This window comes from Phaeobacter inhibens DSM 16374 (assembly GCF_000473105.1).
GTDB classification, from domain to species: domain Bacteria; phylum Pseudomonadota; class Alphaproteobacteria; order Rhodobacterales; family Rhodobacteraceae; genus Phaeobacter; species Phaeobacter inhibens.
In genome coordinates this window covers 105,867-123,765 of the sequence record NZ_KI421498.1, presented here as the reverse complement: position 1 = coordinate 123,765, position 17,899 = coordinate 105,867, and the positions used below count along the sequence as shown (strand labels likewise).

The following is a 17,899-nucleotide window of genomic DNA, read 5'->3' as shown; positions in this document are numbered from 1 at the left end:
GGGGCTGAAGCCCCGTCTTGCAACTATTGATTAGGTCTCGTTTCCACCGCAGAACGCCGAGGTGCGGGCACGCAGTTGGCTGCGCCAACCGCTTTCGCCCGCGCGCCTTGAAAATGGACCAGCTTCAGCTGTCCATTTTCAAGGCGGAAATAAACGCTTCCTGCGGGATATCCACTTTGCCGAACTGGCGCATCTTCTTCTTGCCCGCTTTCTGCTTGTCCAGCAGTTTCCGCTTACGTGTGGCGTCGCCGCCGTAGCATTTGGCGGTCACGTCCTTGCGCAGGGCGGAGAGGGTCTCGCGCGCGATCACCTTGCCACCGATGGCGGCCTGGATCGGGATCTTGAACATGTGGCGCGGGATCAGATCCTTGAGCTTTTCACACATGGCACGGCCGCGCATCTCGGCCCGGTCGCGGTGCACCATCATCGACAGCGCATCTACCGGCTCGTCGTTGACCAGCACCGACATCTTGACCAGATTGTCCTCGCGGTAGCCGGTCATCTGGTAGTCGAAGGAGGCATAGCCCTTGGTCACCGATTTCAGCCGGTCGTAGAAGTCGAACACCACCTCGTTCAGCGGCAGGTCATAGACCACCATGGCGCGGGAGCCGGCGTAGGTGAGGTCTTCCTGAATGCCACGACGGTCCTGACAGAGTTTCAGCACGTCGCCGAGATATTCATCGGGCACCAGAATGGTCGCCTTGATGCGGGGTTCCTGAATGTGGTCCACCTTCGACATGTCGGGCATGTCGGCCGGGTTGTGCAGGTCCATCATCTCGCCCGCTTCGCCGTCCTTGCCCTTCATATAGACATGGTAGACCACGGAGGGCGCGGTGGTGATGAGTTCGATATTATATTCGCGCTCAATCCGGTCGCGGATCACCTCAAGGTGCAACAGACCGAGGAACCCACAGCGGAAGCCAAAGCCAAGCGCGGCGGAGGTTTCCATTTCAAAGGAGAAGGACGCGTCATTCAGCGCCAGCTTGTCGATAGCGTCGCGCAGGTCTTCAAATTCAGCCGAGTCCACCGGGAAGAGACCGCAGAACACCACGGGCTGCGCCGGTTTGAAGCCCGGCAGGGCGACCTCGGTGCCGTTGCGGTCATTGGTGATGGTGTCGCCGACGCGGGTGTCGCGCACCTGTTTGATGGACGCGGTGAGGAAGCCGATCTCGCCCGGTTCCAGCTGATCCACCACCTGCATGGCCGGGCGGAACACACCGATACGGTCCACATGGTGCAGGGTGTTGTTCGACATGAACTTCACCCGCATGCCCTTTTTCAGCACGCCGTCCATGATGCGGACCAGAACGATCACGCCGAGATAGGCGTCATACCAGCTGTCCACCAGCATCGCCTTCAGGGGGGCGTCGCGGGTGCCGGTCGGCGCGGGGAGGTGCTGGACGATGGCCTCCAGCGTCTCACGGATGCCCTGCCCGGTTTTGGCGGAAACCCGGATCGCCTCGGAGGCATCGATGCCGATCACATCCTCGATCTGTTCGGCGACGCGATCACAGTCAGAGGCCGGCAGGTCGATCTTGTTCAGCACCGGCACAATTTCATGGTCGGCGTCCAGCGCGTGATAGACATTGGCCAGCGTCTGCGCCTCGACCCCTTGCGAGCTGTCGACCACCAGGAGCGAGCCTTCGACCGCGCGCATGGAGCGGGAGACCTCATAGGCGAAATCGACGTGACCGGGGGTGTCGATCAGGTTCAGGACATAGGTCTCACCATCATCGGCCTTGTAGTCGATGCGGACGGTGTTGGCCTTGATGGTGATGCCGCGCTCGCGCTCGATATCCATGGAGTCGAGCAGCTGCTCCTTCATATCGCGGTCCTCAACCGTTCCGGTCTCCTGAATGAGCCGGTCAGCGAGGGTGGATTTGCCATGGTCGATATGGGCGACGATGGAGAAATTGCGGATGTGAGCGAGGTCTGTCATGCAAGGGGATATGATTTGGTTTTGGGGTTTGGTCAAGGTGGCACGTACACGGATCAAACCGCTAATTTGTACGGTAGAAGCTTACAGTGACTGACATCGACTACTCGTCCGCCATTCGACAAGAAATTGAGAACCGGGGCCTACTGGTTAGCCGGGATGTTGCCTTGCGTGCCGCTCTTAGGAATTTCTTGGACGTCACCGTTACATCGAACAGAGATCAAACTGATGTTTTTCTTTTGCCCCAGATCGAAATATTATTGAGAGCACTTGTTTATAGCGAGTTTGCACTGCCGGACACATTTGCCGCACTCGAACGCTCAATTGATCAACAACGCGATAAAATATTATTCAACAACTCCTCCTGCTTTTTAGCGGCCTCTACGTCAGCGAAGCCCAACAAGGACTTAGCATACAGAACTATCACAGATGTTGCATCGTACATTGGCAACTATGCAAACCGAGCCGTCTTTGTACAAAGCACGAAGCTGCCCCCTGAAGATCATGGAGCTGCCTTCACTGAGCGCGATCGGCTTCTCGCTCTCAGCTTTCACGACTTCACCCCAAGCGACCTCGACCTATTCGGCACACCTCTTTGGCTAGGCACCGCCGTGCCAAACCTGGACAACAGGAACGAAGTCATATTTGCAAAATACCTCACTCACGACACGTATGAGTTCTGGCGCGAGTGGTACCAAGGCTTCCTCGACGGCAAACCGCTCGACTGGGGCCTGCAACGCCGCGTGGCCTTGATCGGCGATGCGATCTGGGAGGCAGGCCCCGAAGCTGTCGCTGCCGAGATTGAGCGCATCCGCAGCCTGTTCGAGCTGGAACAGGAAATTACCAACCTCAAGGGGCAACTGACAGCCGTTCAAAACACACCCGCAGCCGCTCTGATCGGCGACAATGGGGGGCCACCGCTGGAGGATGCTCCGGCGCGTGCTTTTCAAACGGACCTGGCGTTGATTTGGAAGCAGATTGAGGAGCTGGAAGAGGAGGTCGCGAAGCCGTCGCCCTCCCCTTCGCTGCTGAAAAAGATCGCCAAGACTCTCTGGGAGATTTCCCTGCGCATGGCGGCCTACTGCGGATCCGTTGCGGACGGCATGATCCGCGAGGGAACCAAGGAATTGGCCAAGGCAGGTGCCAAATGGACTGCAAGGGCAACAGCCGTCACGGTCACGGCGCAAACCGAAGGCGTTCAATCGGTTGTCAAAGCCATTGGGGCATTCGTCAAAACGCTTCAATAGGCTGAACAGGCCACCCGTCCAGCCGCAAGGTCGGGCCGCGCCTGACCCTTCCCTCAAACCGTAGGTTTGCCTTCGGCAAAACCGGAAGGCGCGTTGCGCATCCCCAAGCTTAGGCTGACCCCTCCCCGCAACGCCAAAACGCCGCAAATTCGTCTGGCCTCCTGCGGGCGGGTCGAAAATACGCTATACTGCGGCCATTCCGCGAGACGCGCGCCCCCGCTGCGGGGGATCTCACTGCTCAGGAGGACACCGAAATGGATGCCATCAGAACTGCTGAATATGCCCGTGCGCTCTACTCAGCGCATGGGGACAAGGCCGAGGCCGAAGTGGCGCAAAAGATGCGGCGCTGTCAGGAGGCTGGCAAAACCGCCGAGGCGGAGGACTGGAAGTCTGTGCGTCAGATGATCCTGTCCCTGCGCGGGCCAAACCAGTCCTGACGCGCGCCAGATGACCCTTGGCGCCCGCCACCGGCTGCGGGCGATACACCCGACCGTGCCGGGCGCAGGACGGGCCAGTGCGGCGCGGCCCTGTCTGGCCGCGACAAGCGTCCATTGGCGGGTTTCCGCCGAGGGCTAACCAGCTGTTTACCTAGATTGAAAGCCTCCGCCGCTTGCGGCATAGTCCCGGCAAGTGCGGGCAACAGACCCGCTCAGATCAGAGCACTTGCAGATTTCTAGGGACAATGAAGATGAAGCTACTGCTGACCGCCACGCTATGCGCCGTGATGATCACCGGGGTGATGCCCGCCCCCGCCGGTGCCGGCGCGATCGAGAAAGCCTGCCGCCAGTCGGACCGCACCGCCGCCTCACCCTCGCTGTGTCGCTGCATCCAGTCGGTGGCCAACGCCAGCCTCAACCGCAGTGAGCGCAAGACCGTCTCCAAATGGTTCAGCGATCCGCATCAGGCCCAAGTGGTGCGCCAGTCGAGCCGCAGCTCGGATGAACGGCTGTGGAAGCGCTACAAATCCTTTGGCGAGAATGCCGCACGCGTTTGCAGCTGATCCGGTGCGGCGGGGTTGGTGCAGTCGCATCCAACCCGGCACCCGGAGGACGTCGAACAAGACGCCCCGCAGGCCGACGCCAACACGGAGCGCAGCTGAGTAGACGATGCGCATCGCCCCTCCCCTTTCCCATCGACGGGACGCAGAAGCGCGCCCGCAACATCAGGCAGGACCGCAGATATGTTGATGAAAGGGGTGACGCTGCGCGGGCTTGAGGTGTTCGAAGCGCTGGCCAAGACCGGATCTGTAGCGCAGACCGCCGCACTCACCGGGCTGAGCCAACCTGCGGTCAGCCAGCAGCTGCGCAATCTGGAAAGCGCACTGGGGGCGGAACTGGTCAACCATGGTCGCCGCCCGATGGTGCTGACGCCTGCCGGGCGCAATTTCCTGGCCCGGACCGAGGCGGTGCTGACCGAGCTGCGGCTGGCGCAGAGCGAATTGAGCGTGGTTGATCTCAACCACCTGTCGACGCTGTCCATCGGGCTGATTGACGATTTCGACAATGATCTGACCCCGCGTCTGGCGACCACTCTGGCCGAAAGCCTGGTCAATTGCCGCTTCAAGATGATCACCGCCTCCAGCCACGACATTCTGGACGCGCTGGACGCCCGCGAGCTGCATATCGCGGTGGCGGCCACCTCTGGCGCCCTGCGCGAGGGGATCACCGAATACCCGCTGGTGCAGGACCCGTTCATGCTGGTGGCGCCGCGCGGCATGTTGCGCAAACCAGAGGCGGAGCAGGATATCCTCAACGCGCTGCCGTTCCTCCGCTATGAGGGCGGCCAGTTGATCTCGCAGCAGATCGAGGCGCATCTGGCGCGGCAGAAACTGCTGTTTGAGGAACGGTTTGAGATCGGCTCCCATCTGTCGCTGATGGCACTGGTGGCGCGTCGGATCGGCTGGGCGATCACCACGCCGCTGGGCTATATGCGGGCGGCGCGGTTCCATGACGAGATTGAGGCCTTCCCGCTGCCCTTTGGCGCGTTTTCGCGGCGGATTTCGCTGTTTTCCAGCGCCGATTGGGCCGACCGGGTGCCGCGCGATGTGGCGCAGACCATGCGGCGGCTGGTACAGGGGCATATGATTGATCCTGCCGTACAGCGCCTGCCCTGGCTGGCGGGCGATCTGAAAGTGCTGGACGACTAAGACCTAGCCCGCGCCGCTGTTGCGCAGCGCCTTGGTCAACCCAGCGGCGCCCCCCTCAATCAGATCAAGACAGCCCTCAAAATCGCGGGTGTAATAGGGATCGGGGACGTGATCGGTGCCCTGCCCCGGCGCGTAATCGGTGAACAGCTGCACCGGCGTGGTATTGCCCACGGGGCGCTGCGCCTCGATGTCTGCCAGATTGTCGCCGTCCATTGCGATGATCAGATCAAACCGGGTGAAATCCTGCGGCGCGAACTGACGTGCGCGCAGGTCGGAAAGGTCAATCCCACGCGCGCTGGCGGCGGCCTGCATCGGCCCATAGGGCGGTGACCCCACGTGGTAGCTGGCAGTGCCGGCGCTGTCGGTGTCCACCTCCGGGCACAAGGCGCGAAACACGCCCTCAGCAGCGGGCGAGCGGCAGATATTGCCAAGACAGACAAAGAGGATCTTTTGCGCCATTATTATCTCCCTTGAAGATTGTACCGCCGCCCGGCACCAATTGAGAGATCTATCGTAACCCGACTGCGGCAAAAGAAAATGGCCAACCCATGCAGCAGAGCACGGATTGGCCATAGTCTGTTTGATCAGGTGTCAGATCAGACCCTGATTAACGGGTCGATCAATGCGAGTGTTTCATCGCGCCGTGATCGGGCTTGCGCTCCAGATCGACGGGAACGGTCACGGTGACCTCACCGGCCTTCTCGAACACCAGCGTCAGGTCGATGGCGTCACCATGTTCCAGCGATTTGGTCAGCCCCATCAGCATCACGTGATCGCCGCCCCGCTGCAGCATGTGGGTGTCGCCCGCGGGAATGGCAAAGCCCTCCTCGACGTGCAGCATCTGCATGACGCCGTTTTCGCCTTCCTTGTGGGTGTGCAGCTGCACCAGCTTTGCGGCATCGCTGCGCGCGTCGACCAGCCGGTCATCGCTGTCGGTGGCGTTTTCGATCATCATGAAGGCAGCGCCGCTCTTGGCCGCTTTGGAGGAGACGCGGGCGTAGGAATCCGTCACGGTGACGTCAGCGGCGAGCCCCGCAGTGGCAAAGCTGAGTGCGGCGAAGGTGGCGGCGATCGTGGTCTTGAAGGTCATGGTCTTTGATCCTTGATACGTAGACTTTGGAATTTGGGTCAGAAACAGCGCGGTCATACCGCGCGGGAACGTCCCAGTTCCGGCGGCCCACGGGCAAAGGCCGCCAACCGCACCACAGTCCGTATCTCAGCGCTCTGCACTATGTCTCGCGGCAGTTTTTGCGGCAGGGTGCTGTGCCCAAAGACCGGCAGGGGCAGCCCCAGATCCGCAACAAAGGTCAGACACTCAGGGCAGTCCATTGGCGGCGACACTGGCTGACCATCGCTGTCGATATAAACCATCACCGGGCCAGTGCCGGTGCATATCACCATCTGACCGGTCGCATCACGCATCCCCGCCTGAGCACTGACGCCGGTGAGAGCCATCAGCGCGATCAGGGCAAGCGCCAGATATGATCGCAGAAAGGTCATGTCGGGATGAGATATGCGCCTGTGACCGCGCCGCCGCAAGGCGAAAAAGCGACGCAGGCAAAGGCACATGCAACAGGCCGGTCCCGGCCCCCAAGGCCGCATCGGCGAAAAGAAAACGCCGCGCATGATCTCATGCACGGCGTTTAAAATCTTTGTCCCGGCCCTTGGGCGGGGAGGTCGGCGATCAGGCCTCTGCGGCTTGTGCCTTGGCGATCTCTTTCTTCACCTTCAGCGCGGTGTTGGACAGCTCGTCATCCTTGGCTTTGGCCAGGAACGCGTCCAGACCACCACGGTGGTCGACGGTGCGCAGAGCAGCAGCGGAGATGCGCAGCTTGATGCCACGGTTCAGTGTCTCGGACTGCAGCGTAACGTCGTTCAGGTTCGGCAGGAAGCGACGCTTGGTTTTGTTGTTGGCGTGGCTGACATTGTTGCCAGTCATCGGGCCTTTTCCGGTCAATTCGCAACGGCGCGACATAGGTTCATCCTTCGTATCTGGGGCGCCCGTGGATCATTGTTCGAATCGAGCACCAAATTACAAGGGGCGCGGCCATTGGCTGCGCCCGAAAACTGGTTGGATGCGTTTAGGAGGAATCGCGTGCAGGGTCAAGCCATATGAAACGGATTTATGGGACAACCTGTGCACAACCCCCTAACGGGCTATTTCCGCATCCAAGGTTCGCCCCCTTTTAGCCTGTTGGCCGGTCGAAATCCAGCGCCGATAGGCGCGTTATTTACAAGGGGCCCTGCGATCCAGATGATCCGCCCCACCTGTGCCGTGCGATCAGCCTACCCCCAGCCCCGCCAACATGTCCTTTGCCGCAGCGGCTGGGGTCAGGCGGCCTGCGGCGACGTCTTCGGACAGATCGGCCATGCGGCTTTGCGCCCAGGGCGTCTCCAGCCGGGCCAGCAGCGCCTGACGCACGTCTTCGCCAAACCAGTAGCGGGCCTGTTCGCCGCGCCGCCGCTGCCAGTGGCCGTTTTCACGCCGCCAGTCGGCCAGCGTCTGCATGTCGTCCCAGGCGGTTTCCAACCCGTCACGGGTGGCGGCAGAGACCATCAGCGCCTTGGGGTAGCCATCGGGGTCCTGCGGGCGTTTGCGCAGCAGCCGCAGGGCCCCGGCATAATCGGCGCAGGTGCGGGTTGCGGCGGGCTTCAGATCGCCATCGGCCTTGTTCACCAGAATGATGTCGGCCATCTCCATGATGCCGCGTTTGACACCCTGCAATTCATCGCCCCCCGCCGGGGCCAGCAGCAAGAGAAACAGATCGGACATTTCCGAGACCACGGTTTCGGACTGGCCGACGCCCACAGTTTCGATCAGCACCACATCGAATCCCGCTGCCTCGCACAGCGCCACCGCCTCGCGCGAGCGTCGCCCAACGCCGCCCAGATGGGTCTGGCTTGGCGAGGGGCGGATAAAGGCGTTTTTTTCGCGGCTGAGGTGTTCCATCCGGGTCTTATCGCCCAGAATCGACCCGCCAGAGCGCGTCGAACTGGGATCCACCGCCAGCACCGCAACACGCAAACCCGCCGCGATCAGCATCATGCCGAAGCTTTCTATAAAGGTGGATTTCCCCACCCCCGGCGTGCCGGACAGGCCGATGCGCAGCGATTGGCGGTTCTCGCGGGCCAGCAAGTCCAACAGGCGGGTGGTGGCCGCGCGGTGATCGGCGCGCCCGCTTTCGACCAGGGTGATGGCGCGGGCAAGCGCCCGGCGTTCGCCATTCAGGATGCGGGTGGCCAGATCGTCAATATCCGGCACGGCACCCCGCGCGGCACCTGTGGGTTTGTCTGCTGCTGACATATCGGCCTCTCCCGCTCCCATCTGCCTGTCGCGCATTGATGGCGCAGCCGGGCGGCGCTTGTCCAGAGAGCATCCGTCGCAGGAGGACAAAGCTGATGCGGTCGGCGCTGGACCAGACCCGCGCCATTGGCGATAAGGCGGCATGACCAGATTGCCCATTGATGACGCCCTGCCCGAATTGATTGCTGCTCTGCAACGCCAGAAACGCGCCGTGTTGCAGGCCCCGCCGGGGGCAGGCAAGACCACGCGGGTGCCTTTGGCGATGCTGGAGGCCGGGCTGTGTGCAGGCCGTATCCTCATGCTGGAGCCGCGCCGACTGGCCGCGCGCGCCGCTGCCGAACGCATGGCCGACACATTGGGCGAGCCGGTCGGGCAGACCGTGGGCTACCGGATCAGGGGTGAGGCGAAGGTCAGCGCCGAGACGCGGATCGAGGTTGTCACCGAAGGTATCCTGACGCGGATACTGCAATCGGACCCCGACCTGCCCGGCGTTGGCGCAGTGATTTTTGATGAATTCCACGAACGGTCTCTTAGTGCCGATTTTGGTCTGGCGCTCTGTCTGGAGGTGGCCGGCGCCTTGCGCGACGATCTGATCCTGCTGGCCATGTCCGCCACGTTGGACGCCGCCCCAGTCGCCGAATTGATGGAGGCGCCACTGGTAACCTCCGAGGGGCGCAGCTACCCGGTTGAGACCCGCTGGCTGGACACTCCCCTGCCCGCCGACAGCCGAAGCGGGCGCGGCCCAAGGCGGCTGGATGCGCTGGTCGATCTGGTGCTGCGCGCCGAAGCCGAAAGCCGCCCCGCAGGATCGGGCGGCAGAGGCGGGTCCGAGGCCAAGGGCGGCGGCATTCTGGTGTTCCTCCCCGGCGAGGGCGAAATCCGCAAGGCGGCCGCCGCACTGGCTGGCCGGTTGCCGGGGGATTGCGTGGTCCGCCCACTGTTTGGTGCCCTGCCCTTTGCTGAGCAGCGCGCGGCGATCCAGCCGGACCCTGTGGCGCGCAAAATCGTGCTGGCGACCTCCATTGCGGAAACCTCGCTCACCATTCAGGACATTCGCGTGGTGGTGGATATGGGGCTGGCAAGGCGCAGCCGGTTCGACCCCGGTTCCGGCATGTCGCGGCTGGTCACCGAACGTGTGACCCGCGCCGAGGCCACCCAGCGACAGGGCCGTGCCGGCCGGATGGCAGCGGGGGTCGGCTACCGGCTGTGGACCAAGGGTGAAGACGGGGCGCTGGCCGCCTTCCCACCGCCGGAAATTCAGGCCGCTGACCTCACATCACTGGCGCTGGAGCTGGCGCTTTGGGGGGCGGGTCCGGATGATCTGCCGTTTCTGACGCCACCGCCAGAGGGCGCCCTCAAGGAAGCGCAGGCGCTGCTGCGGATGCTGGGCGCACTGGATGGCGAGGGGCGGATCACCTCCCATGGCAAGGTGCTGGCCAAATTGCCCCTGCACCCGCGTCTGGGGCATATGCTGGCGCGCTTCGGTGCTGATGCGGCACCGCTGGCGGCGCTGCTGGCGGAACGCGATCCGTTGCGCGGCGCGCCGGTAGATCTGGCGCTGCGGCTGGAGGCCCTGAGGGACGCAAAGGCGTTTCAGCGCCGCCGGAGCTATCAGCTGAACATCCCCACGCTGGAACGCATCAAGGGAGAGGCCAAGCGGCTGACCCGGCAAGCGCGCAGTGGTGCATCCTCCGCTTCGGCAAGTGCTGCCGTGATGGCCGCCGCCGCCTACCCCGACCGGATCGGCCAGCGCCGCAAGGGCGATGCGCCGCGCTATGTGCTGTCCGGTGGCAAGGGCGCGGTGCTGCCGCCGGAGGACAGTCTGGCGGCGACGCCGTTTCTGGTGGGGCTCGACAGTGATGGCAACCCGCGTGAGGCGCGGCTGCGGCTGGCCGCGCCGATCACCCTGTCGGAGCTGCGCAGCGCATTTGCCGATCAGATCAAACCACAGCTGACCTGTGTCTGGTCCAAACGTGACCGCCGGGTTGTGGCGCGTCGCCAGCAGTGTCTGGGCGCCATCGTGCTGGAGGATCACATCTGGAAGGATGTTCCGGCGGACGCCATCGCAACAGCAATGCTGGAGGGGGTGCGCGAACTGGGGCTGCGCCTCAGCGGCGCCGCTGCGCGGTTTGTGGCGCGGGTACGATTGTTGCAGGCGGATGGTGAGGATCTGCCGGATTTCAGCGAAGAAGCTTTGCTGGCGACACTGGAAGATTGGCTGCTGCCGATGCTGGACGGGGTGCGCAGCGCCGAGGATTGGAAACGCTTTGACCTGCTGCCCGCGCTGCGCACGGCGCTCAGCTGGGAGCAGACGCAGCGGCTGGACCAGATGGCGCCGCCACATTTCACCACGCCACTAGGGCGCAAGGTGCCGATTGATTACGCAGAGGAAGTGCCTGAGATTTCCGTCAGGCTGCAGGAGATGTTTGGGGTCACCCGCCATCCGACCGTGGGTGGCGTGGCGCTGAAGGTCTCCCTGCTGTCGCCGGCGCAGCGACCGATCCAGATCACCCGCGATCTGCCCGGTTTCTGGTCCGGGTCATATGCGGATGTACGCAAGGATATGCGGGCGCAATACCCCAAACACCCCTGGCCCGAAGACCCCACCCAGGCGGATCCCACCTTGCGGGCGAAACCACGCAAATAGTCCAGAACGACGCCAAACCGCATAATTTCCCCGCAAAATCACGGATTTTTGCGCAAAAACGGCCATATCCGGCCATCTACACTCGCTGCCCCCTCTTGTATTCCTGCCATGACATGCCAAAATTACACCAAAGCAAAAATGCGCCCGGCATTCATGATCGGCGCTAGGAAGCTGAGCAGCAATGAAACATATCATGTCCAGTGCCTGGGAGGAGTATCTCCGGCCAATGTTCTTTCGTCCCAAACGGCTGCAAGTCGCCGTAATGTGCTATCGCAATGGCGATAAGGGCAAAGAGGTTCTGATGATCACCAGCCGCGGCACCGGTCGCTGGATCGTGCCAAAGGGCTGGCCCATCAAGGGCATGAATGGCCCGCAGTCGGCCCTGCAGGAAGCCTGGGAAGAGGCCGGCGTGCGCGACGCCCGGATTGAGGGCGAACCGATCGGCACCTATGAATACATGAAATTGCAGGACAACGGCACCAAGGAAGTTGTCCATACGCTGGTCTATGTTGCCGAGGTGTCTGAGCTATCCGATGACTACCCCGAACAGTCCGAGCGGACGCGTGAATGGATGTCTCCAAAGGCCGCGGCGGAACTGGTGGCGGAACCTGAATTGAGCGATCTTCTGCGTCAATTGTAACAACTCCATGATGGAAATATGACAAACCCCTTGCATGACTGCAATGGGGGCGCTAGGCGCGTGCGCAACTTTTGAATCGGGATCGATACAATGAGCGACGCACCACAGCGACCGCAGTGGAAGACACTGGACCGGGATCTTAACCGGATTTCTCAACTTGAACTGGCGACATCCTATGTGTCGCGTCCGCTGGTTGCCCCCGGCATCGCGCTGGTCTTCATTGCCCTCGCCGGTGTCGGTGCAGCGGTGTTCCTCGGCTCGGCGCCGTCAAACTTCGTGGTGATCGCCGCGGCGGCATTTGGCGCATATATGGCGCTGAACATCGGCGCCAATGACGTGGCCAACAATATGGGTCCTGCGGTGGGTGCCAATGCGCTGACCATGGGCGGGGCCATCGTGATTGCTGCCTTGGCCGAAAGTGCCGGTGCGCTGCTGGCGGGCGGCGATGTGGTCTCTACCATCTCCAAGGGCATCATTGATCCGGCGGGCGTTGCCAGCTCCGAAGTGTTCATCTGGGCGATGATGGCGGCGCTGATTTCTTCGGCGCTGTGGGTGAACCTCGCGACATGGATCGGCGCGCCTGTCTCAACCACACATTCGGTTGTGGGCGGTGTCATGGGGGCAGGCATTGCCGCTGCCGGGTTTGGTGCTGTGAACTGGCCCACGATGAGCAAAATCGCTGCCAGCTGGGTCATCTCCCCCGTATTGGGCGGGCTGATTGCGGCCGGGTTCCTCGCCTTTATCAAGGCTAAAATCATCTATCAGGATGACAAGATCGCCGCCGCGCGCCGCTGGGTGCCGGTGCTGGTCGGCATCATGGCAGGGGCGTTTGCCTCTTATCTGGCGCTAAAGGGCCTGAAGCGGATCATCAAGATTGATCTGGAAATTGCGCTGCTGATCGGTGCCGCGGTTGGCGGGCTATCCTATGTGGTGACCGCGCCGCTGATCAAGCGTCAATCCGAGGGTATGGAGAACCGCAACAAATCGCTGAAAGTGCTGTTCTCGATCCCACTGGTAATTTCTGCCGCGCTTCTGTCGTTTGCTCATGGCGCCAATGATGTGGCCAATGCGGTGGGTCCGCTGGCAGCGATTGTGCATACCACCGAGTTTGGCGATATCGCCTCCAAGGTGGCGATCCCGACCTGGGTCATGGTGATCGGGGCCTTTGGCATCTCATTTGGCCTGTTCCTGTTCGGTCCCAAGCTGATCCGCATGGTTGGCAGCCAGATCACCAAACTGAACCCGATGCGCGCCTATTGTGTGTCGCTGTCCGCCGCGATCACCGTGATTGTGGCAAGCTGGCTGGGTCTGCCGGTGTCCTCCACCCATATTGCGGTCGGGGCTGTGTTTGGTGTGGGCTTCTTCCGCGAATGGCATATGGAGCGCCGCCTGAAGCGCAGCTCCGCCACGCGGCCTGAAACCAAGCGGATTGCCCCGGAAGAGCGCCGTCGTCGCAAGCTGGTGCGCCGCAGCCATTTCATGACAATTGCTGCCGCCTGGGTAATCACCGTGCCCGCCGCCGCCTTGCTGTCGGGCTGTGTCTTCCTGGCGTTGACCGCGATCACCATGTGATCCCGGCCCCGGCCTAAAATAAAAAAACCGCCGCATCCTGACCGGATGCGGCGGTTTTTTGTTGGCCTATTCGCGGGCTGAGGAGAGTGGTTCAGGCGCCGAGGCAGTAGCGCATGATCGCTTTTTGCGCGTGCAGACGGTTTTCCGCCTCATCAAAGATCACGGACTGCGGGCCGTCCATCACGGCTGAGGTCACCTCTTCCTCGCGGTGAGCGGGCAGGCAGTGCATGAACAGCGCGTCGGGTTTGGCGTGAGCCATCAGCGCGTCATTCACCTGATAGCCACGCAGCATATTGTGGCGGCGCTCCTTTGAGGATTGGCTGTCGTGCATCGAGACCCAGGTATCGGCCACCACCAGATCAGCGCCCTCAACCGCTTTTGCCGCGTCGCGCTCAATGATCACCTGCGAACCTGCGTTGCGCGCAAGGCCGATGAACTCAGGCTCCGGATCGAGCTGCGCCGGGCCGGTGAAGGTGAGATCAAAGCCAAACTGCGCGGCGGCATGCAGAAAAGAGGCGCAGACATTGTTACCATCCCCGCACCAGACGACTTTCTTGCCCTTGATGGGGCCGCGATGTTCCTCATAGGTGAGGACATCGGCCATGATCTGACAGGGATGGGTGCGATCGGTCAGGCCGTTGATCACCGGCACAGAGGCATATTCGGCCATCTCAGTCAGCACGGTTTCATCAAAGGTCCGGATCATGATCATGTCGACATAGCGGCTGAGCACGCGGGCAGTGTCGGCGATGGTCTCACCATGCCCCAGCTGCATGTCATTGCCCGAGAGCACCATGGTCTGCCCGCCCATCTGGCGCACGCCGACGTCAAAGGACACACGGGTCCGGGTGGAGGGTTTTTCAAAGATCAGTGCCACCATGCGGTCTTTCAGCGGCAGCTCATCATCCGGCGCGGCCTTGGGGCGACCGAGACGGGCCTGTTTGGTGGCGCTGGCCTGATCAATGATCGCCCGCAGGTCGGTGGCATCGGTTTTATGGATATCGAGGAAATGGTTCATATCGAACGTCGCTTTCGTTGTGCTTGTGTCTTGCCGGAGGCTGTTGCCGTCAAGGGCGCGCGCGGGGGCCAGCCCCCGCACCCCCGGAGTATTTCAGGAAAGATGACGCCTCAGGCGTCTGCTTTGGCCTCCACCAATGTCGCGGCCTGGTCGAGCCGGGCGAAGGCCTCGGCGATATCCTCATCGGTAAGGGTCAGCGGCGGCAGCAGGCGGACCACATTGTCGGCGGCGGGGACCGTCACCACCTCGGCCTCATAGCCTGCGGCGACCACATCGGTATTTGCGGCGACACATTTGAGGCCCAGCATCAGGCCAGATCCGCGCACCGCCTCAAAGACCTGCGGATGAGCGGCCACCAGCCCTTCGAGTTTCTGGCGCAGGAGACCGGCCTTGCGGCTCACCTCCGCAAGGAACTCCGGGTCGGTGACATGATCCATCACCGCGCAGCCCACCGCACAGCCCAGAGGGTTGCCGCCATAGGTGGAGCCATGGGTGCCGGCGGTCATGCCAGAGGCGGCCTCTTCGGTGGCAAGCACTGCCCCCAGAGGAAAGCCGCCGCCAATGCCCTTTGCCACCATCATGATGTCCGGCGTGATGCCTGCCCATTCATGAGCAAACAGCTTGCCGGTCCGGCCCACCCCGCATTGCACCTCATCAAGGATCAGCAACAGGCCATGCTCATCACAGATCTGGCGCAGCGCCTTCAGTTCTGCATCGGGCACCGGGCGGATGCCGCCCTCGCCCTGCACCGGCTCAATCAGGATGGCGGCAGTCTGGTCGGTGATGGCATCGGTCACACCGTCCAGATCGCCGAACATCAGATGTTTGAACCCCGGCAGCATCGGTCCAAAGCCAGCGGTCATTTTTTCAGAGCCGGCAGCGGAGATCCCGGCCGAGGAGCGACCATGGAATGAGCCGGAGAAGGTGAGGATCTCCACCCGCTCGGGCTGGCCCTTGTCGTGGAAATACTTCCGCGCCATCTTCACCGCCAGTTCACAGGATTCAGTGCCGGAGTTGGTGAAAAACACCGTATCGGCAAAGCTGTGCTCCACCAGCCGGTCCGCCAGCGCCTGCTGCTGCGGGATGTGATAGAGGTTGGAGACATGCCAGAGGGTTTCAGCCTGATCCGTCAGCGCCTTCACCAGAGCCGGATGGGCATGACCCAATGCGTTCACCGCAATGCCCGCCGCCAGGTCCAGAAAGCGTCGTCCATCCGCCTCGATCAGCCAGGCGCCTTCGCCCTTCACGAAGCTGAGGGGCGCACGATTATAAGTGGGCAGAACGGACGGGATCATCGGGATCTTCCTTTTGGACATGTTGGGCCAAGCAGTGACGCAGCCGGGCCGCAGGGTCAACGATATTGGAGAAGTTGGAGGTGCCGCAACAGGGCACGGGTGATCGGAGCCGGATTACGCGTTGTGGCGTCGGCGTCGCAGCAAAGTGATATGTGCAGCGGTGATCATGTCCGCGTCCATAACGGAGGTTTTAGGAAAAGAAAAGACCGTTTGTCGGAATGGTTGGTCAATTCGAAGGTGGGAACCGTTGCAATCGTCAGATACGGCAGTCCGCTCAATCGCGGCGGGCCCCTCTGGTGGCTTGCTTTTGGCGGCGTCAACGGGCAGTGCTGGGCCTCATGATAATCACCCGTCAGCACCCCGCCCTCGCCGCCGCGCTGATCCTGCTCGCCACGGTATTTATCGCAGGCACCACGCTGGTGGCCAAAGCGCTTGGCACGGATGCTCTGGGCGCGCCGCTGCATCCGCTGCAGATCAGTTTCGGACGGTTCGTGTTTGCGTTTCTGGCGATCAGCACCCTGGTTGCGGTGCGGCGGCCCCGGTTCACCGCGCCGCATTGGGGGCTGCATCTGGGGCGCACCAGTTTTGGCTGGATGGGGGTGACGCTGATGTTTGCCGCCGTTGCCTATATCCCGCTGGCCGATGCTACGGCGATCACCTTTCTCAACCCGGTCTTTGGCATGCTGCTGGCGATCCCCCTGCTGGGGGAAACGGTCGGACGCTGGCGTTGGGCGGCGGCGGTGATTGCGCTTCTGGGGGCGATGGTCCTGCTGCGGCCAACCCCGGCCAGTTTTCAGCCCGCAAGCCTGCTGGCGCTGGCGGCGGCTGCGGTGATGGGGCTGGAGCTGATTTTTATCAAACGGTTGGCCGGGCGGGAGAAGCCGTTGCAGATCCTGTGGTTCAACAATCTGCTGGGGTCCGTGATTGCCAGCGTTGCGGTGATGGCAGTCTGGCAGCCACCAACAGCCGAGCAATGGGCGCTGATGGTCGCGCTTGGCTCCATGATGGCCTGTGCGCAGGGCTGTTTCATCAATGGAATGGCGCGGGCGGATGCCTCTTTTGTGGCGCCGTTCAGCTATGCCACGCTGATCTTTGCCGCGATCTATGATTTTGCCGTCTTTGCCGAGGCGCCGGATGCGATCACCGTTCTGGGCGCGGTGATCATCCTGGCGGGCGCGGCGCTATTGGCCTGGCGCGAGGGGCGGCAGCGGGTGCCGACCCTACATGTAGATCCGGGCGCGCAGGCTGATCAGGACTTCAGCCGGTAGCCGCTGCGCAGCATCAGCCAGGCCAATGTGCCAATCGCCGCACTGGACAGGCTGCAGACCAGCAGTCCGAGCAGAGGGGAGCTGTCGGAGGTGCCGATCACCCCGAATCGCACCCCGTCGATCAGGTAGAAGACCGGGTTGAGATGTGAGAGCAGCCGCAGCACCGGCGGCAGCGCTTCCACTGAATAGAATGTGCCCGAGAGAAAGGCGAGCGGGGTCACGATGAAATTGGTGATCGCCGCCATCTGATCGAATTTTTCGGCAAAGACACCGGCGACAATGCCCAGCCCGCCCAGAAACAGCGCACCAAGCACCACAAACAGCAGGGCCACCAGCGGATGTTCCGGCACCACACCCAGCACCAGCATCAACCCGGTGCCAATGCCCAGCGCGACAAAAACACCGCGCGCCACCGCCCCGGCCAGATAGCCAAGCAGGATTTCAAACCCCGACAAGGGTGGCATCAGCGTATCGACGATATTGCCCTGCACCTTGGTGATCACAATCGACGATGATGTATTGGCAAAGGCATTCTGAATCACCGTCATCATCATGATACCGGGGGCCAGAAATTCGATGAAGGGCACGCCCATGACATCGCCCCGCCCCGGACCAATGGCGATATTGAAGATCATCAGGAACAGGGCGGCCGTCACCATCGGCGCCATCAGCGTCTGGGTCCAGACCACCAGAAACCGGGTGATTTCGCGCCGCGCCAGCGTGCGCAGACCCAGCCAGTTCATCCGCCCGAAGCGCCGCTCTCCAAGGGCGATGGCCGGTGTCGCCGGTGCTGTCTGCTCTGGGGTGTGCTGTGCCATGTCGCGCC

17 protein-coding genes are annotated in these 17,899 nt (G+C 62.3%); 8 read left to right on the top strand and 9 right to left on the bottom strand.

Annotation, left to right across the window (positions count from 1 at the left end):
• Window positions 1–124 precede the first annotated feature (124 nt).
• Window positions 125–1,939: a translation elongation factor 4 gene (lepA, locus tag INHI_RS0104200; protein ID WP_027246835.1), complete on the bottom strand. Its 1,815-nt coding sequence runs from the start codon at window positions 1,937–1,939 to the stop codon at window positions 125–127.
• A gap of 86 nt (window positions 1,940–2,025) precedes the next feature.
• On the opposite strand from lepA, the gene INHI_RS0104195 reads away from it, so the two are divergent.
• From INHI_RS0104195 to INHI_RS0104180, 4 genes are all read left to right on the top strand, one after another.
• Window positions 2,026–3,183 (top strand): hypothetical protein, encoded by a 1,158-nt coding sequence (locus INHI_RS0104195; RefSeq protein WP_027246834.1) that lies wholly within the window; start codon window positions 2,026–2,028, stop codon window positions 3,181–3,183.
• Window positions 3,184–3,437: 254 nt separating this feature from the next.
• Window positions 3,438–3,620: a hypothetical protein gene (locus INHI_RS0104190; protein ID WP_027246833.1), complete on the top strand. Its 183-nt coding sequence runs from the start codon at window positions 3,438–3,440 to the stop codon at window positions 3,618–3,620.
• A gap of 251 nt (window positions 3,621–3,871) precedes the next feature.
• Window positions 3,872–4,183 (top strand): hypothetical protein, encoded by a 312-nt coding sequence (locus INHI_RS0104185; RefSeq protein ID WP_014875319.1) that lies wholly within the window; start codon window positions 3,872–3,874, stop codon window positions 4,181–4,183.
• Between the two features lie 180 nt (window positions 4,184–4,363).
• Window positions 4,364–5,329: a LysR family transcriptional regulator gene (locus INHI_RS0104180; protein ID WP_027246832.1), complete on the top strand. Its 966-nt coding sequence runs from the start codon at window positions 4,364–4,366 to the stop codon at window positions 5,327–5,329.
• 3 nt (window positions 5,330–5,332) lie between these two features.
• Here the strand turns inward: INHI_RS0104180 and INHI_RS0104175 are convergent, their stop codons facing one another.
• The 5 genes from INHI_RS0104175 to meaB all read right to left on the bottom strand — a co-directional run bounded on the left by INHI_RS0104175 (window position 5,333) and on the right by meaB (window position 8,633).
• Window positions 5,333–5,788, bottom strand: a complete 456-nt coding sequence (locus tag INHI_RS0104175) for a low molecular weight protein-tyrosine-phosphatase (RefSeq protein WP_027246831.1) — start codon at window positions 5,786–5,788, stop codon at window positions 5,333–5,335.
• Between the two features lie 160 nt (window positions 5,789–5,948).
• A complete protein-coding gene (locus INHI_RS0104170; protein ID WP_027246830.1) occupies window positions 5,949–6,419 on the bottom strand; it encodes a copper chaperone PCu(A)C in 471 nt (156 codons plus the stop codon).
• A gap of 53 nt (window positions 6,420–6,472) precedes the next feature.
• Window positions 6,473–6,829 carry a DUF2946 family protein gene (locus tag INHI_RS0104165; protein ID WP_254656841.1) on the bottom strand — a complete coding sequence of 119 codons (357 nt, stop codon included), beginning with the start codon at window positions 6,827–6,829 and terminating at the stop codon, window positions 6,473–6,475.
• A 184-nt stretch (window positions 6,830–7,013) separates the two neighbouring features.
• Window positions 7,014–7,304, bottom strand: a complete 291-nt coding sequence (rpmB, locus tag INHI_RS0104160; protein ID WP_014875324.1) for a 50S ribosomal protein L28 — start codon at window positions 7,302–7,304, stop codon at window positions 7,014–7,016.
• Window positions 7,305–7,610: 306 nt separating this feature from the next.
• Window positions 7,611–8,633 (bottom strand): methylmalonyl Co-A mutase-associated GTPase MeaB, encoded by a 1,023-nt coding sequence (meaB, locus tag INHI_RS0104155; protein WP_027246828.1) that lies wholly within the window; start codon window positions 8,631–8,633, stop codon window positions 7,611–7,613.
• Window positions 8,634–8,775: 142 nt separating this feature from the next.
• Here meaB and hrpB point away from each other — a divergent pair, with 142 nt between their 5' ends.
• From hrpB to INHI_RS0104140, 3 genes are all read left to right on the top strand, one after another.
• On the top strand, window positions 8,776–11,280 hold the full coding sequence (gene hrpB / locus INHI_RS0104150; RefSeq protein ID WP_014880695.1) for an ATP-dependent helicase HrpB: 2,505 nt from the start codon (window positions 8,776–8,778) through the stop codon (window positions 11,278–11,280).
• A gap of 181 nt (window positions 11,281–11,461) precedes the next feature.
• Complete coding sequence (locus INHI_RS0104145; protein ID WP_014875327.1) at window positions 11,462–11,920, top strand: NUDIX hydrolase; 459 nt, start codon at window positions 11,462–11,464, stop codon at window positions 11,918–11,920.
• A 90-nt stretch (window positions 11,921–12,010) separates the two neighbouring features.
• The gene (locus INHI_RS0104140) at window positions 12,011–13,492 is read left to right on the top strand and encodes an inorganic phosphate transporter (RefSeq protein ID WP_014875328.1); all 1,482 of its coding nucleotides are present in this window, start codon (window positions 12,011–12,013) and stop codon (window positions 13,490–13,492) included.
• A 91-nt stretch (window positions 13,493–13,583) separates the two neighbouring features.
• Here INHI_RS0104140 and argF read toward each other — a convergent pair whose 3' ends face one another.
• Together argF and INHI_RS0104130 are read right to left on the bottom strand one after the other, a co-directional pair.
• Window positions 13,584–14,510, bottom strand: coding sequence for an ornithine carbamoyltransferase (gene argF / locus INHI_RS0104135; protein ID WP_014875329.1), 927 nt, complete (start codon window positions 14,508–14,510; stop codon window positions 13,584–13,586).
• A gap of 110 nt (window positions 14,511–14,620) precedes the next feature.
• The gene (locus tag INHI_RS0104130; RefSeq protein WP_027246827.1) at window positions 14,621–15,805 is read right to left on the bottom strand and encodes an aspartate aminotransferase family protein; all 1,185 of its coding nucleotides are present in this window, start codon (window positions 15,803–15,805) and stop codon (window positions 14,621–14,623) included.
• A 338-nt stretch (window positions 15,806–16,143) separates the two neighbouring features.
• Between INHI_RS0104130 and INHI_RS0104125 the strand changes: the two genes are divergently transcribed.
• Window positions 16,144–17,073 carry a DMT family transporter gene (locus INHI_RS0104125; RefSeq protein ID WP_027246826.1) on the top strand — a complete coding sequence of 310 codons (930 nt, stop codon included), beginning with the start codon at window positions 16,144–16,146 and terminating at the stop codon, window positions 17,071–17,073.
• On the opposite strand, the gene INHI_RS0104120 is transcribed toward INHI_RS0104125, so the two are convergent.
• Entirely contained in the window at window positions 17,055–17,891 is an 837-nt protein-coding gene (locus tag INHI_RS0104120; protein ID WP_027246825.1) for an ABC transporter permease, read from the bottom strand. The genes INHI_RS0104125 and INHI_RS0104120 overlap by 19 nt on opposite strands.
• Between the last annotated feature and the right edge of the window lie 8 nt (window positions 17,892–17,899).